At 35.1% G+C, this 16,680-nt stretch carries 15 protein-coding genes; 2 read left to right on the top strand and 13 right to left on the bottom strand.

Annotated features, from left to right (window positions below; all coding sequences use genetic code 11):
• Positions 1 to 6 precede the first annotated feature (6 nt).
• The 6 genes from SOP96_RS08970 to SOP96_RS08945 form a co-directional block, all read right to left on the bottom strand.
• Positions 7 to 483 (bottom strand): DUF5675 family protein, encoded by a 477-nt coding sequence (locus SOP96_RS08970; protein WP_326320644.1) that lies wholly within the window; start codon positions 481 to 483, stop codon positions 7 to 9.
• A gap of 222 nt (positions 484 to 705) precedes the next feature.
• Positions 706 to 2,733 (bottom strand): LVIVD repeat-containing protein, encoded by a 2,028-nt coding sequence (locus tag SOP96_RS08965; protein WP_326320643.1) that lies wholly within the window; start codon positions 2,731 to 2,733, stop codon positions 706 to 708.
• Between the two features lie 49 nt (positions 2,734 to 2,782).
• Entirely contained in the window at positions 2,783 to 4,090 is a 1,308-nt protein-coding gene (locus SOP96_RS08960; RefSeq protein WP_326320642.1) for a glycosyltransferase family 2 protein, read from the bottom strand.
• 8 nt (positions 4,091 to 4,098) lie between these two features.
• The gene (locus SOP96_RS08955) at positions 4,099 to 5,052 is read right to left on the bottom strand and encodes a TackOD1 domain-containing metal-binding protein (RefSeq protein ID WP_326320641.1); all 954 of its coding nucleotides are present in this window, start codon (positions 5,050 to 5,052) and stop codon (positions 4,099 to 4,101) included.
• Between the two features lie 3 nt (positions 5,053 to 5,055).
• Positions 5,056 to 6,096, bottom strand: coding sequence for an HlyD family secretion protein (locus SOP96_RS08950; RefSeq protein WP_326320640.1), 1,041 nt, complete (start codon positions 6,094 to 6,096; stop codon positions 5,056 to 5,058).
• Positions 6,097 to 6,099: 3 nt separating this feature from the next.
• A complete protein-coding gene (locus tag SOP96_RS08945) occupies positions 6,100 to 8,088 on the bottom strand; it encodes a TolC family protein (protein ID WP_326320639.1) in 1,989 nt (662 codons plus the stop codon).
• A 443-nt stretch (positions 8,089 to 8,531) separates the two neighbouring features.
• On the opposite strand from SOP96_RS08945, the gene SOP96_RS08940 reads away from it, so the two are divergent.
• Complete coding sequence (locus SOP96_RS08940; protein ID WP_326320638.1) at positions 8,532 to 9,203, top strand: hypothetical protein; 672 nt, start codon at positions 8,532 to 8,534, stop codon at positions 9,201 to 9,203.
• Positions 9,204 to 9,257: 54 nt separating this feature from the next.
• Here SOP96_RS08940 and SOP96_RS08935 read toward each other — a convergent pair whose 3' ends face one another.
• The 7 genes from SOP96_RS08935 to SOP96_RS08905 all read right to left on the bottom strand — a co-directional run bounded on the left by SOP96_RS08935 (position 9,258) and on the right by SOP96_RS08905 (position 14,856).
• Positions 9,258 to 10,637 carry a hypothetical protein gene (locus SOP96_RS08935; RefSeq protein ID WP_326320637.1) on the bottom strand — a complete coding sequence of 460 codons (1,380 nt, stop codon included), beginning with the start codon at positions 10,635 to 10,637 and terminating at the stop codon, positions 9,258 to 9,260.
• A 2-nt stretch (positions 10,638 to 10,639) separates the two neighbouring features.
• The gene (locus SOP96_RS08930; protein ID WP_326320636.1) at positions 10,640 to 11,422 is read right to left on the bottom strand and encodes an ABC transporter ATP-binding protein; all 783 of its coding nucleotides are present in this window, start codon (positions 11,420 to 11,422) and stop codon (positions 10,640 to 10,642) included.
• On the bottom strand, positions 11,398 to 12,306 hold the full coding sequence (locus tag SOP96_RS08925; protein ID WP_326320635.1) for an HTTM domain-containing protein: 909 nt from the start codon (positions 12,304 to 12,306) through the stop codon (positions 11,398 to 11,400). Before SOP96_RS08925 ends, SOP96_RS08930 begins: the two co-directional genes overlap by 25 nt.
• The gene (locus tag SOP96_RS08920) at positions 12,299 to 12,844 is read right to left on the bottom strand and encodes a hypothetical protein (RefSeq protein WP_326320634.1); all 546 of its coding nucleotides are present in this window, start codon (positions 12,842 to 12,844) and stop codon (positions 12,299 to 12,301) included. Before SOP96_RS08920 ends, SOP96_RS08925 begins: the two co-directional genes overlap by 8 nt.
• A gap of 155 nt (positions 12,845 to 12,999) precedes the next feature.
• Positions 13,000 to 13,275, bottom strand: a complete 276-nt coding sequence (locus SOP96_RS08915) for a hypothetical protein (RefSeq protein ID WP_326320633.1) — start codon at positions 13,273 to 13,275, stop codon at positions 13,000 to 13,002.
• 70 nt (positions 13,276 to 13,345) lie between these two features.
• Positions 13,346 to 14,197: a GLPGLI family protein gene (locus SOP96_RS08910; RefSeq protein ID WP_326320632.1), complete on the bottom strand. Its 852-nt coding sequence runs from the start codon at positions 14,195 to 14,197 to the stop codon at positions 13,346 to 13,348.
• A gap of 86 nt (positions 14,198 to 14,283) precedes the next feature.
• Positions 14,284 to 14,856: a Crp/Fnr family transcriptional regulator gene (locus SOP96_RS08905; protein WP_326320631.1), complete on the bottom strand. Its 573-nt coding sequence runs from the start codon at positions 14,854 to 14,856 to the stop codon at positions 14,284 to 14,286.
• 434 nt (positions 14,857 to 15,290) lie between these two features.
• Between SOP96_RS08905 and SOP96_RS08900 the strand changes: the two genes are divergently transcribed.
• Positions 15,291 to 16,673 carry a T9SS type A sorting domain-containing protein gene (locus tag SOP96_RS08900; protein WP_326320630.1) on the top strand — a complete coding sequence of 461 codons (1,383 nt, stop codon included), beginning with the start codon at positions 15,291 to 15,293 and terminating at the stop codon, positions 16,671 to 16,673.
• Positions 16,674 to 16,680: the final 7 nt, after the last annotated feature.

Genomic DNA, 16,680 nt, shown 5'->3' with positions numbered 1-16,680 from the left:
ATTATTTTATTTAAAGGTTACAGTAATATTTTTATTTGGTGTGCTTACGGGGGCAGAAGTTCCATAAAATGCTTCTTTCAGTTTAGCATAGGCTGAAGCACTTTGCTGAACACTGCATTCATTAGTATCGGCCTTCATTCCTACCAATACACATCCTTTGATTTGTTTTGTGTAGTTTCCCATATGAATTTGTACTCCATCCCGGTCAGGTACATTTTCAAGCTGGATTCTCCACCCGTCACTCTTGTCATAACGTAAGATGCCTTTATACGAACCTGCAGGAATACAGCTGATGTTTTTTGCATTATTTTCCCAGGGCAATTCCAGCGTGTAGCAGACTGCTTTTTTGTTAATGCTTAAATATCCCATGGTACACTTATCAGATGACATTTTTCTCTCTATTGTTATTTCATAATCGTTTTGAGCGCCAACAGACATGAAAAAAGATAAAGCTAAACAGAAGGTAAAGAAGTTTGTTTTCATGATATTTATTTAAAATGGTTACAGGCTGAATTTTTTAAACACTTTAAGAATTTCCGGTTATTTATTTTATGGTAAAGCTATTTGTTTATTCAATGAAAATCTATGGCACTTTTGTGTGATTTTATTGAGGTAGGCATAAAAAAAACCAAAGCGATATTGCTTTGGTTTTAATTTAACCCTAAATCTTCAGCAGGTTTCAGGATATTTATTATAAAGTGAAAATTAATTTATTTTCAATATGTTAAGCCCGGATTGTCCTGTAGCAACAAATGCCAGATTATTATTGATGTAAATATAATTGGCAGAACCGTTAAGCTTGTAATAACCAACAACTTTAAAGTTCGTTTTGTTCAAAACAATTACTCCGTCTGTACCGTTTGCCAGGTAAAGGTAGCAGTTGCTCACGGCAACGGCATTGGTAAGTCCGTTCTGGCTGAATACATTCTGGTTATTTACCTTAAAGTTTCTCGGTACAAAAGTGCTTATTAATTGCCCGTCGTTCAATCTGATTTTAGCAACACCTTTGTCACTTAAAGCAAGATATACGTACTCCTCATCAAGAACAATTACATTTTTACCATCAGTTACAGACTGAGCAAGACCTGCATAATTGTAAACTTTGGCATTGGAACCGTCATTATTGGCAATTCTCAGAGAAGCACCATTCGCCTGAGTGGCTAAAAATACCTGGTATGTATTGTTGTGGGCAACATATTTAGCTCTTTCTCCAGCAAAATTAAACTGTTCAGCCACAGCAAATCCGTTATTAGGGTCAAGCTTGAAGAAACCTCCGCCGGTTGTCCCTGTAGATGCATACAGATAATTGTTGTAGAAATAAGAATTTTTTGCAGTAGAGCTCGGAAGCTTATAATTCACGAATGAAGAAAGATCCTGAGTATTGAAAACATTATTGTAAAGCGGAGCCGTAACCAGTTTAGAACCGTTTTTATCACCACCTACAGCGTATAGTTTATTATTCGCAACATCCACATTATTAAATTCGATATTGTTGAATAATGCTTCGCTTACTAAAGAAGGAGCGCTGTAATCTGTTACATTGATAATTCTGATGGCTCCCTGCGTATTGCTTCCGGAAAGCGCATCATTGGTATGATAAGATACATAAGCAAAACCGTTGTTTACCGTAACACCTGTTGCGCTAAGCGTAGTATTGTTGATGGAAGGGCTTACCACATTCGCCACTAAGGTAAATTGAAGCTGGCTGTCTGAACAAGGAGCGATACCTTTTTGAGGCGTACATTCTCCCGCCGCAATATATGTGTTTGAATTTAAGGTAACCTGATTGTTGATCTTATTATTGTTTTGAAGAACAGAATACGAAGTGTTCGCAAAGTTCATATCAATAAGTCCTGTGAATGCAGGAGAAGCATTAAGGTTTCCGAAAGACATGTTGGAGAAATCCATTCTTGCAAAGCTGCTTCCGGTATTGCTTACCTTACCGTCCACAGAAACGCTTCCTCCTTTTACTTCCGTAAAAGACTGCGGCTTAAGGTTTAGTACTCCTGAGCCGTTTACGTGAAATCCTTTTTCAAAAGTTAAATAACCTTCATTATTAAGGCTTGCGTTCAGGTAGTTGCTCTGCGCATTAAAGACCATTCTGCAGTAATTGTTTACTGTAGAGCTTCCGTTAAGGCTTTCAGAATTGTTGAAGTTTAAATTATTATAGTTGTTGATGATTCCGTCAACAGAACCTGTAGTGTAGGTTACAAATCCGTAGTTGTTCAATATACCTCCGGAATTCAGGTGGAAATTTACAGAACTTGAAATTTTACCGTTATTTCCTACTTCTACTTTACCTCCGTTCGGTACGTTGATCCAGTTGGATCCGCCCAGCTCACCCAAAACGATGATTTTTCCTGCAGAGTTGAAATTGAATCCTCCCGTAAAGGTTGTACCTTCCGGAATGTAATACGTTTCTCCGTTGTTGATGTTATACCAGTTGCTTCCTACAGCTGCGATAGCTCCTGAAAGATTAGGGGTATAGGATACGGTTTTTTGGGCTACAGAAAATTTCTGTCCGTTTTGGTCGAATCTTGTGAAATTTACGATAGAATTTTTTAATTCAACACTTTTGGCAAGATCGCCACCTCCGTATCGAAGGGTAATGTCTCCATTGGTGATAGAATTGGAACTTTCGTTGTTTTCAGGAAGCAGATTGTCTTCTGAAGAACATCCGGTTGCAGCAACAAGAAGGGAAAATCCTATCACTACGCTTAGTTTTTTTGTCATTGTAAGGGGAAGTTGTTTGTTTTATAAGGTTGTTTTAATAAAGTAAATTTTATGCGCCGAATTCACGGGCTTTTTTTGAAGTTTTCTGGGGGTTCCACGGGTCTTTGTAAGAATCGTAGAAGAAGAGTTCGTCGAAATAGGCAATAGTTCTTACGATGCGCATGAAGTATCCCATATACAAAGGATAAAGCGGAACGTAAATGATCTTTGATAAATATTTCTTTTTATTTTTCACTATTACCAAGCAAACGATAAACTGCATAAAATAGAGCAGCAAATATACTAAATATTTGAGAGGCAGCCAAAAAATTAAAAACTCAGGATTTTCAATTATTATTCTTAGCATATAAATCATCCAGGTGATGTCCAGAACCAGTCCGAAAAAAACATTTTCAAAAAATGCAAAAAAATTGGACCATCTGAAATTCTTATTGGGAAGCCATATATCATAGTGTTTTCTCAGCCTGAACCGAACCAGTGAACGCGACCAGCGAAGCCTCTGCCTGGCAAGCTTATTCCATGCTACGGGAACATGGGTATTGCATATGGCGGTCTGTTCAAAATGAATGTTGTAACCGATCTTCCTGATCTTTACCGTGATATCGCCATCCAAACCAGGGCCAACATCCCAGCCGCCGACTCTCTTCAGTACCTTTCTTGGGAAAACACCAAATGCTCCTGAAATAATCTTATAAATCCCGAGACTGGAAAGAACAATCCTTGAAATACTGATCGACTGCTGATATTCCAGGTATTGCATTGTGGAAGTTAGGGAATCTTCGTCATTTCTCACCATGAGGTTTCCGCCGACACCGCCAACATTTTTATAAACATAAAAGGGGAGGAGGGCTTTTTCAATAGCATCGTGTTCAAGCGATGAGTCTGCATCAATATGCACAATAAATTTTCCTTTAGAATATTTTAATCCGAGATTAGCGGCCGATGCTTTTCCGCCACGGATTTCGGAGCGTAAAAACTTCGAGATAGAACCCTTTTGCTCGAAAGATCTTCCGATAATTTCAGTATCGTCTGTAGAGCCATCGTCAACAACAATAATTTCAATATTCTTATAGGTTTGCTTTTGCATGGAAACCACCATTTTATGAAGATGCCTTCCTTCATTATGTCCGGGAACAAGTACCGTAATCAATGGATTTTCCTCCATCAGTCTGGTGTGTGCCTTTTCCCATTTTTCTTTGCTTAAAAAACGATTTCTGAAGGTAACAAAAAGCACGATAATCTCCAGAATAAGAAACCTCGGAATATCGATGATGAAAACATACCAGCCCCAGTTCAGGATGGTAGACCAGTCCGTATACCTGATATTAGAAAAAATAATTTCCCAGAAATTCTCCACTGATAATCTTATTTAAGAATTTCGCTGATGGCTTTCTGGGTAAGCTCGTAATTGTAAATCTTTTCCAGGTTGAGTTCAGAGGGAGCCTGCTCTGTTTTACAATGGATGCAATGCACGCCAATTAAAGGTTTTTGAAATTCGTTTTTGCATTTGTCATTCAGGCAGTAAAATACTTTTCCCGGCTTATCATAATCTACACCGAGATTTTTGAGTTCCATGCTGCATTTCGGGCATACCATTCTTTCTCCCTGCCAGAATCTCTGTTCTGTTCCCACGTAAGCACATCTGAAATGATGAATCAGGATCCTTGCCTGAAGATTATGATGTTTGCATTTCGGGCATTCTTCCCTGTAATTCAGGAACCCGGAATAGCATTTGTTGCAGATATGCGAGGTATCTACATAGTTCCTGCGAAGAAAATCGTTTTTATAAGCGCCGTTCAGAAGAGCCCTGCCGTTTACATAAGCTTCGGTAGTGCCATCGTAATAGGCTTCAATTCTGGGATAAGAGTATCCGCTGAGAGATTCTGAGCTTTCATGAAACTCAATATCTTTATTTCTCGAATAATAATACATCAGCGTTTTTTTCAGCAGATCATCTTCAGAGGAAGAAAAAGAAATATTAAGATTTTTAATAAAGTTTAAAATAAATCTTATATACGGTATCTTGCTTTGTATATCCAGCTCTTTAATGTAGCCGTCACACAAATGTTTAATATTGTAATTTTTATTTTCTCTATAGGTTTTTTTTAGGTCTTTCTGAAGGAAAACAGGCTTTAGGAAAACCTTAGGATCCGGATGCCTTATTACGGAAACCAGGAATCTTCTTACATTCCACGCTTTATCATTGTTGATAATCCAGATATCGGAATTATCCGCATCGGGAATCTCATTTCTCTCAATATAATCATCCAGCAATTGTGCGCTGATCCCGTTTTCGAGATTCAGTATTTTTTCAGGCATAGATTATGTAAATTTTAGTTTTCTTACTTTCACCGGAATGTTACTGATCTTCACTTCTTCCCAGGATTTTCCGTCTATTGGTACAATATCAATCACAACACCGTATTTGTTTTCATTCAAGGTTTTGTTGATGAGGGTATTGTCTTTAATCTCTGAAATGGAGTAAATTTTCTTTACCTTTCCCGTAAGCGTTTTGTTGAATCCGTACGGTAATTTTATGGCTACACGGTCACCTTCTTTAAATTCATCCAGGTCACCGATATCAATATACGCCTGTACAAACTGTCTTTTATTAACAATCGAAGTGATGATGTCGGATTTGTAGGCAACCTGTCCGTCTGCAACCCGGAAGCGGTCTGTTTTCCCGTTTACCGGTGAGGTATAATAATTGTGAATGGTGGAAGTTCTGTTTTCTTCTTTTGCGAGATTGTTTTTGTGATTATTAATCTGGTACATTTTGGCAATCTCATCGCTCAATGCTTTAATATCAGCAGTTACCGAAACAAGCTCATACGTAAGATCGTCTATAGAGCGGTCTACATTGGCAAGTTCGTTGGGGGTAATCTGGTTGATATATACCAGTTTTTCTTTTCTCTTTTTCTCACTTTGCCAGAAAGCAATTCTTTTTTTCAGATCAGCTGCAAGGCTTGTCTTTTTTGAAATCTGTGCATTAATTGCTGCAATATTATTATCAAAAGCCGTGTTATCTACCAGGTTTTTCAGGGAATCCTGAATGCTGTTTTTACGCATATTGGTGTCGTAAAATTCATAGCTGAACAAAGTGTCTCCCTTTTTCACCGGAGAGCCTTCTTCTGCGGTATAGTTAAGGATTCGTATATCGCTGGTGAATTTCACATCAAATTGCTGCTGCTTGAGAAACCCGTCTGCATAATTAAATATCCATGATGAAATGAGCCATTTCAGCAAAGAAAAAACGATTAACAATAAAATTCCCAGGTAGATCCAGCGGTCCCATTTTCTTTTTTTTACAGGTTTTTCGTAGGAATCTTCTGTTATTTTATCTTCATTAAAATTGATTTCCATGAATTAGGGTTTAAAATTGTTCATTTGTGAAAGATCATAATATCCTATTTTTGCAACCCCTGCTGCCTGTACGTAGGCTTCCGCATCCAGAAGATCACTGAATACCTGGAAATCATTAATCCGGAAAACCCAAACATACAGATCGGGACCCAGAATATTTCTCATTGCTAAAGTTTTATTGAGTTTTTTGTCCAGCGTAAGCACGTCATAAGCCATGATATACGTCATAATATTGTTATCATGCAAAACAGTGGCTACCTCAACCGGAAGATGCATGGGTACGCTTACCCCCAGATCCATATTATTTTGTGCGCACCATGCCTTTGAGCTGCTGAAAAGATTGATAAGCCTTTGTGCGTAGAGATCTACATTGGCTTTATAATCATCAAAAGTATGTGGTTCAATATCAAGGTGTACGCCTGCAAATCCCATATTTTTAGCATCCTGCAAAGCTACCTCAAGATCAACAAATCCATTGTCTGTAGCAGCATAAGAATTTTCACCGATCAGACGGTACACCTGGATGTTGCTTTGCGCAGCCATCGCCATGAAGTCGGCAACTTTCACAAGATCTGTTACTTTGCCTACTGACAGGAAAATCCTTTTGATGTGCCAGTGATTCATCAGGTTAATGATATAGGCATTGGAATAATTGGTGAAAAAGCTGCTCCAGATATAAGTTTCATTCCCAACATTGTCATCATTGGCGAATTTCTGAAGGTTTTCTGCTATATTATCTGTTCCGGAAAGCATTTTATATTCAAGATACTTTTCGTACAGGTCTGCTTTTTTATCACAGATCTGTAGCTGATTATTTAATAGTTTTTCGGCGGTAGCAAGGTAGGGTGCCGGACTGAAAGTATTGCTTTTTTCGTTGGTGGAATTAACCTTTAATTCGGCTTCAAGGTACTGTACCTCACTTTCCAGAACTTCTGTTTCAGATTTTAAAAGATAATATTCTCTGTACATTGTGCTAAGCCTGTCCCGATATACCCACTGCATCTCCTGAAGGGAATTTTCTTTCAGCTTAATCTCATTTTCGCTTTCAGGATCATTCTTGCTTCTGCTTACAGGAAGGTTGATGGTTGCGCCAACGCTGGCAAAATTCCTATCTCCGGATAATGCAGAATAATAATTGTATCGCAATTTTAACCGGAGATCAGGCTGTTTATCTCTTCTGCGTTTCATGGCGAGGATTTCTTTCTCCATTTTCAGAGCGGTTTCCTTGTCCTTCAGCAAAGCGCTGAAATTTATACTTTCTACCGGCATCAGATCCGGTATTTCAGAATGTACAATTTCTTTGTTGAAATTTTGATTGTTGCCAGTTTTTAGAAGGTTTTCTAACGATTTTTTTTCTATGGAAATTTTATCCAGCCTGTATTTTGACTGTGCTGCTTCCGCGTCATTCTTTAATCCGCTTTTATTTTGTTTGGCGGTAAATTCGTTTTGAAGTTTCAGCAGTTTTTCGTAATCGGATAAAAGCTTTATTTTTCTTTCATCAAAAGCAGCTCTTATCTGGCCCAGGTTTTCTCTGTGGCTGATTTCTTTTTTATATTTCTGTTTTTCTAAAACGTCAATATTTCTCATTTTATCATTCAGGGCATTCTGCATTTTTTGGTTTTTGAGGCTTCCTTCTCCTAAGGCAAGCCAGTCCAGACCTGAAGATACCCTTGCACGGTAAAAAATATTGTCTTCACCCAATCCCGGACTGAAATTGTAACTCATGTCCGAAACCCAGTTGATATGGGGTTTGTTCTTAAATTCTGTGTTTTCAGGATCAATTGTAAGATCAGCTTTGTTTAAGGAAATATCTGATGATGATAAATCAGCATGATTGGTTCCAGAGGTTTTATTTTCTGCCAGAAGGTTTGTCATAATCACTTTGGCGGCTGCGTAAATCTCCTTGTATTCTGCTGCAAGAACGCTTAACGATTTTGAATTTATACTTAGAGTTGATTTGTTTTGGGCATTAAAGAAGATGAAAAAATTCACCAGTAGTAGAATTTGCAACAATTTTCGCATATAGAGAAATAAATTTTTTGCAAATTTAATTATTTTTATTCAATTTATTTTAATAAAGATGTTTCGTTAAATATTTTTTAATAATAGATGTTATAGATTAAATCTCTGATTAGTATTGTTGATATTTGATTTCTCGTTATTTTAAAGTATAAATTACAGTTTGATGTCATATAATACTATTAATTAATAATGAATTATTATTATCATAACAAAAATGTAAGTTCTGCTGAATTTTATTTTAATATCTGAAATTAATCTTTGAATATTTCAGTCATTCATAACAATTCAAAACAAAAAAATCAATAATGCGGGAAGAGGATTATTCAAAACCAATAAAAACCTTTATATTACCAGATGTAAATCAATAATGGTTTTTCTTTGCAAAGTAACCCGATAACCTAATTTAAAAGCCAATGCCAATATATCAGATACCGCCGGACGGAGGCATCGTTTACGCAGAAACCAATATGGGCCGTCTCTTCCCTGAGCCGTTAAATGCTGTTACTTCCGTGTTTTTTTTAGCAATAGCTATTTTCTGGACGATTAAAATGAGCGGAAATTTTAGAAAATATCCTTTTTTAACCTATTGTTTAATTTTATTGTACATCGGAGCCATCGGCGGAACAATTTATCATTCTTTCAGGCAATGGCCGGTATTTATCGTTATGGATTGGTTGCCCATCATGCTGCTGTGCATCTCTGCCGGATTTTATTTTCTGGCTAAAAGTACCCGATGGTATTATGCCGTTCTGATGGTTGTTGGGTATCTGTTCTTTATGTTTGCTTTAAGAAACTGGATTATAGTGAATAATACTTCTTTTTTTATCAATCTAAATTATGCAATGATGGCTGCATTGGTGCTTTTTTCGGTATTAAAATATTTGATGTATACCAGATGGAAAGCCAGAAAATGGGTTGGTTTTGCGCTATTGTCCTTTGTTTTTGCACTTACATTCCGTATAGCTGATAAGTGGGGCTGGTTGAGCTTTGGCACCCATTTTTTGTGGCATGGGTTTGGAGCTATTGCAACGTTCTGCATGTTCAATTATATTTATCTTACTCAAAATAAGCTTCTTAAAAAATAAACTGATCGTATATTGACCGGATTTCTGATAGATTTATGTTTTTTCTTGTTCAGATCAAAAGTACAATAAATTAATAATTGGTTTTCCCGTTAAATAACTGGAGAAAAGTATAATCAGGATGATGTTTACCAGCAGGCTTTTTTTTAACAGATTAATGGCTGAAACCTGTAATATGCTTACCATAATTAAATGTAGTGCGATCAGGAGACCTGTGCTGCTATCTGATTTCATTATATGCGGCAGACATGCCAATATGTATAGGAAAGAAATGATAACTGCCTGCGAAAGAAATATGTTCAATCTTTTGAATGGTGATATCAGGATGAAGTAACCAAGATCATAGACATATAGTTTTGAGACAAAATCTTTATTTAAATATATGATATACAGCATCAGAACCGGAAGTAGAAATTTTTGAACATTTGCCATAGGAGTAACAAAGAGAATGACCCATAGAAATAAGATGGCTAATATTCTCTTTGGTGTATATACTTTACTTAGCTGTACTATATCTTTTTTAATAAGAGAAAGAAAGTCAAGCTGTATGGGAACCAGATTTTTCAAGAAGTTTGCAGATATTTCCTTCGTGCTCTTAAACCCAGCCTGAACATTTGCCGGTATTTTCTCGAAAACAGCTGAAGGATCGGGCGTCTTCATCAGTGATACGATGTACATCAATACAAATGTGAGCAGCAGCCAGAAAACTTTTGCAACAATAAATAACGGAGCATTGTAGGAGTGCAGCGTTAGCAATTTTATTCTTTCACTTTTCTTAAGATAGCCTATTGCAAAATAGTTTTGTGTATGGGAAATTTTATGAATATAAAGATAAAGCTCATTGAGCCCGATTATGTTCACAAATCGGTCATTGAAAAGAATAATCAGGATGAATGCGATGAAGATCAGGATTTTGCCGGTTTTTTTAGGCACATAAAATTCCAGGAAATAAATGATAAAGCTAATAAAAAATAAAAAGGGTACTGAAAAATAAAACAATGACTTTAGATAGGCAAAAATATTAATCCCATAAGAATAATTGGAAGCAATTAACGAAATATTTAATATAATTAAGAAAATAATGGAAATGATGAATAGTGCTGCTATTTTATACAGGTTTTTGTAAAAGGGGGTATATGTTGATGTTTCTTCAAAGTAATATGTATTGCTCATGATCTCATTTTCTCTTTCACCAACGATGAAAAAAAATAATAGTAGTGAAATAATAATGTTGGAAAACACCGCACCCATATTTCCGATCCAGAATTTGTTAGGATATACGGAGATATTGCCAATATAAAACGTTACATATTCTGCCTTTTCATTGGGTATCAGCAAAAATCCCAAGACTAAAAGCACTACGGTAAATATCAGGAAATTCTTTTTTCTGATATTGTATTTTGTGTAGAGGAGACTAAGATTTATTAATTCCTTCATCTCTAAAAATATTTTGTATAATATTCGGAAGCCATTTCAAACATTGTTTTTTGATATTTGGCATGTTCTTCCTTATTTTCACTGATATCAGGATTAGGAGATGTTCTGCCTGTTTTTTCAGTGAAGCCTGCGATGCTTTCGTCCCTGTTTCCGATATGGGTAATACTGCCTTCTTTCATAAAAATAAATGTATCGGCCACGTTTTCAATTTCAGCAATGAGATGAGTGGAAATTATAACGGCAGAATTTTTAGAAATCTCCTGCAATATATTATACAGCCTTTTTCTTTCCGTACTGTCCAGATTATTGAAGGGCTCATCCAATATTAATATTTTGGGAGAATTAATTAAAGACAAAGCGATTCCGGTTCTTTGAACGACGCCTCCGGATAGGTTGAAAACTTTTACATTTTTCAGTGCTTCAAGATCGAAATCACTTAGAATAGCAGATATTTTTGTTTTCAGTTCTTTATTTTTGCATCCTTTCAGCAATCCAAAGTAATGCAAGTTATCCACAATGTCAAAATCTTTGATTAACCCGACATTTTGTGGCATAAAGCTAAGCTTAGAGAGATATTCACTATTGTTTTTTATATCTTTCTTATCATACAGTACAGAACCCTGAGTTGGTTTTAATAATGTAGAAATCACCTTCAGAAGAGTGCTTTTACCAGCGCCATTTGATCCCAGTAGGGCATACATGCCCGTATCTAAAAATAAATTAATATTTTTTAAGATATTCTTTCCGTTCTTTATGTAGCTTACATTGTTGATTTCCAGTGCCATATGCGGTTGATGTTTATTTTTTTTTGAAAATTGAATATACTTGCCAGTTTATCCGGATAAAATGCAATCATATTAAACACAATCATTGCAATAGCAAATGTATATAAACCAATCATTAATCCTATCCCGATGTGCATAAATAATATCAGTATCATGGTTATTTTTCTTGTTTTCTTTATGTAAATCAGGGCAGGGTAGAGCAATTCGAGGAACATTATGCCTATTGATAGAATTGTGTAGAGTACTTTCGGGATTTTACCTGCCAGAAAGTTTAGAAGATCCTCATTCATATAATGGTTGAAAGCCATCCACATGGCATTTCCGTTGTACCAGTCATTACCTATATATTTACCAAAGCCTCCGAAAAAATAAATGATGCAAAGCTGCACCTGCATGAGCCTCAGTGTAAAGGAGCAGACGCTCATGCTGTATTTGCTTTCTACAGATGCCAAAGAAAAGAAAAAGTTGCAGTACAAGAGAAAACCAATCATAAAATCGGCTCCATAAGAAAAAAGATAAGTAGAATTCACCAATATCGTATGTATCATGATGATGATTACGGAAAACAAAACTCTGAAATAATTCAGCAGGCTCAAAAAAATTGAGATTATATAAATCAGAATAATCATTGTAAAGGCATTATTGTAGCTAAGGCCCAGCTGTTCAATAAGATCTGTAAGATCAGTTACGGTCAGAAGCCTTTTGTCTACAAACAAAGCATTTATTCTTGGGCTGATGATGCCGTTTTTCGAAAATATTGTAAAGATGTCCGGGATTAAAGACAAGATATTGATTGACAAAATAATCAAAATCAAATTGCTGAACAAAACCGAATGATTTTTTTGAACCTCAAATTCAAATATAAATTTCCTGAGCTTATTCATGGCTAATTATTTTATAAGCTTCAAATGTTTTTACGGTATCACTTTTGTCTCCTGGTTTATATTTTTTCAGGGGGGTAAATTTTTGTACCTTTAATTTTATATTTAGTTCTTTAATAGGTGTGTTATAAGTGATATTGTTATAAAGCGATTTTGCAATATCCTGCCGGATGCTTTTGTTGTGAATGATATCGGTGAGATTTATAAGCATGGTATTAAACTTAAGATTAGACTCATAGGTTCTCATTAGGCCGTCAATCTTTTTATTCCCGTCGTAAAACTCATATTTATTTTTTATATTTCTTATGTTAGGAGAATAATAGGCATATCCTCTTATGGTACCGGAATAATTGGTGTACACTTTAATGAAAAACGGAATATTTACTTTTTTAAGGTTATCAATATAAAATTTCCCCATTACATTGAGATTCTTATCTCTGTTATTCTGCTTCAGATAATTAAAAGAAGTGATATTCACAAAAACAGAAGCGGTAATATGAAATAGAAATAGTATAATTAATACGGTTTGGATTTTTTTCACTTGCATATATTTAAAATTAAATATTGGTATTTGATGCCTGAAAGTGAATTTGTCGATTGAGAAAAATTCAGATTACTAGTTTTTTTGAGAATTAAAATAAAAAAAGAGGCTGCTTTTTTGCGAGACAGCCTCTGAATAGATTGAATTAAACCATCCTATTTAGTAGGAGCCGGTTTTGTAGGCTTAGTAGGAGCTGGTGTAGATGGGCCATTGTCCCATGCCAGGATCCCTGAGTGGTCAGAACTCCATGCTAAGATGAAGCTACCCTCTACAGCGTTTTCAGATGTCAATGCTGTAAATTCAGTGTTTTCAATTACTTCAACATCTTTCGCTGCAGAAGAAGTTTCTCTTGCGTTGGAAAATGAAAATAGAGAAATTGATAACATCAATACAGCAGACATTGCGAAAATTGATTTAGATCTGTTTTTCATGATTGTAATAGTTAATAGTTATACTCCTTGAACAGTTTTTAATCCACACAAAGCTCTACAGATTATTTTTTTATTGTAAAAGTTCAATATTATTCACTTTATCGTTTAGTAATTGTATTACTTTAAACTCTTCACTTTTAAAAGCTTCCGCAACGGTGCGCCCATCCGGCATTTTGCTGGCCAGCTGCTCAGCTGTAAGCTTTCCTTTTAAACTGCCGAGAGGATTTACTTTATAATTGTTATATACTTCGGTAAATTTTTCCTTGCTTACCGTCAGGTTAGATAGATCATTGCTCTTTGGTTTACTATCCAGAATGCCGTATTCGCTGAAGTTGGAAATTTTTTTAATGCCGGTGAGCTTCCAGAAATACTGATTTTGATTATCAGATATCTGTACAATGAGACCCGGTAATCCATTAAACTTATAAGGTCCGTCCTGAAACGGAATTTCAGAAGTAAACCAGGCTGTCCATTCTCTGCCGCCATATGAAAGTACGGCTTTTTGTGCCTCATAATTGCCGATCTTTTTCTTTTCGCCAACTATTTTCCATTCAAGAGGCATCTTTTCGTGGTAATTTAGCTCATCCTGCAATATCTTATTAGAAAAAATTATTTCCTTTATAGGATACGTTTTAGTGACTTTATAAGTAAACTTCGGAAGCTTTATAATTTGGTTCATGTCTACCCGTATGCCGGATTTTCTTGATCGCTCTATCTGATCCTGAATAAGAGAATCCTGGGAAACCATAAGATAATCTCTGTAGATAGATTTACTTTCTCCGATGTCCAGAATGGTTAAAATTTTTTCATTCTTCAGACTGTCGTTTTTATAAGTGAGCTCATAAAAAAATCTGGTTGCATTATTTTGTGAATAACTATAGTTAAATATGAAAATAATAGCAAACAATAGATTTTTATACATGGTTATTAATTTTTATCGAAATTAGATTAATAATTTTCAAATAAGTGTGATTTATGTCACATTTTTAATATTTGATAAAACAGGCGTTAAAAAAAATTTTTATTCCGTACAAAAGTTTCCCTGTTAAGTCCCAGAAAAGATGCCAGCAGGCTGTCGTTAAGTTCCTTTAATAAAGCAGGGAATTCTTCTTTCAGATATAATAATTTATCTTCAAGATTATAAGTAGTTAAAACCTCAAACCGTTTCACATGAAAACTATTGCATTCTTCTAATAAATCAACGTAAATATTTTTAAGGCCTGATGAAGAGTTTATAATGCCATAGAAATCATCACGATTGATGTATAATATTTCTGAATTTTGTATACAGTCAATTACTTCATGGTTTTCTGTGTTACTTTTAAAACTTGCTAAATTGGTGATGAATCTTTTTTCCCAGGCAAACATTCTCGTAATTTCCCTGCCTTTTTCGCTGATACAAAAAGTTCTCAAAAGACCGCTGTTGACGAAAAAAAGCTTATTGCAGGGTGAATATTTGTCAATTAAAATTTGCTTCTTCTTTACTTTCTGGGGAACAAAATGTTTTCGTATGCTATATATATCGGCATCTGATATTTTCCCGTAGTGTTCGAGAAAGGAGATTAGTTTTTCGTGATTCATGGTATTTATTAGTTTTTTATGTTAAACAATTTATAAAAAAATGGTAAAACATAATTATAATGTACAATCTACACATTTTTAATGATATATTCATACAAATGATCCAAAACTAAACTTTTGATAGTAAGATAAAAAATAATGGCATCAACGTCTTTTAGCTGATATTATTTATAGCTGTATCTGCTGCCGAAAAATGTTATGTGCTGGAATTAAGACCGTAACGTAAATAATTTCTTTATAAGATTATATTCAATTAAATATTTTTCAACATAAAATGCTTATTATTAAATTTTTTGTTTACTTTTGAAAAAACAAAACTAATCACCATAATGAAACACCAACTTTACAAACGTTTTCTTCATTTCCCGAAAACACGGCAATCTTTCTTTTAAATCTATTTTACTTTAAATAATTAAACCAACATAATCTACATTATGTCAAAACTTCCATGCGTAAAAATGGCATTGTTGTTCACGATCATGTGCTCATCCAATGCATACTCTCAACTCGTAGGATCAGATGTTCAGATCTGGGAAAAATATACACCCGCAATAAGAGAAGCAAGTACAATTCCTGAGGAAAATCTCCTGAATTTTCATCCCGGAATTAAAAACAGGCTTTTCAAAAAATACATTAAACACAGTAAAAATAAAAGCCATACTCTAAGCCTGGTTCATACTTCAAAAGAAGATGAGAAAATATGGGAACGGGAAGAAAAGAAAAGTGCCTTAAACAGTAATTCTTATGAAATAAATGCCGGGAAAAAAGTCTTCAGAATCAAAAAGAAGCCAAGCATTTTTACCCTCAACAGCAATGCTGAAAGAGATAAAGAAAAAAATGACAGCGTACAGATTTCTTTTGATGACCGTAACCTTTTTGAGCTCATCTTTATTCCTAAGAAATCAAAGCCGATGGATTTGAATAAGATACACTCTTATTTGTCTATAAAATATGGGATATCACTTGAAAAAGGCAAATATTACGGCAGCGACGGAAAAGTTATCTGGGATCCTGAAAAGCATAAGGAATTTACCCATAGGCCTACAGGTTTGGGAAGAGATGATGGATACGAGCTTTATCAGAAGCAGTCTTGTAATCAGGAAGATCAGTTTTTAAGCATCGGAAAGACCGATATTAAAAACCTCAATGCAGAAAATCAAAGCCCGTTCGATCACAACAATTTTGTAATATGGTCTGATGACGACAAGAAAATGTCTTTTAAAAGAGACGGTAATTTTGATGTTTTGGAAAGAAAATGGGAAATTAATTTCATAGGCTCAACCATAACAAAGAATAATTATAAAGTAAGAATTGACAAAAAAGCAGTTAATCCGGATGATGTACCATTGGTGTACTGGATGATTTTACAGAATACAAGTGGAGAAACCACCAAGGTTCAGGGTGTTGCAGACCAAAAGTATGTAAGCTTTTCCGCAGTAGATTTTCTTCAGGATAAAAATGACGATTATTACAAAACATTCACCTTTGCCGTTACACCGCTGCGTTCTGATATAAGGGAAGATATAAAAGGATCTGAAACTTCAGAAATCAGACCGGAGCAAATATCGCTAGATCTTGAGCAGATCATACTTTATCCTAATCCTGTAAAAAAAGGAGAAATGTTTACCGTAAAATTCCCGGCTATGGAAAATCTGAACATTTCAATATATGATGGAGGAGGCAGATTGGTAAGATTGGAAAAAATTGATCATAAAGCCAAATCATATACCAGCTCACTTTCTGTCCAAAGCTCTTATCTCATCACACTTACAAGAGACGGAAAAGTCATTAAAACATTTAAACTTATTGTTAACTAAGCCATAA

The sequence above is a fragment of the Chryseobacterium salviniae genome, assembly GCF_035819015.1.
GTDB lineage: Bacteria > Bacteroidota > Bacteroidia > Flavobacteriales > Weeksellaceae > Chryseobacterium > Chryseobacterium salviniae.
The sequence above is the reverse complement of the archived record's forward strand: the minus strand, read 5'-3'. Positions and strand labels throughout refer to the sequence as shown.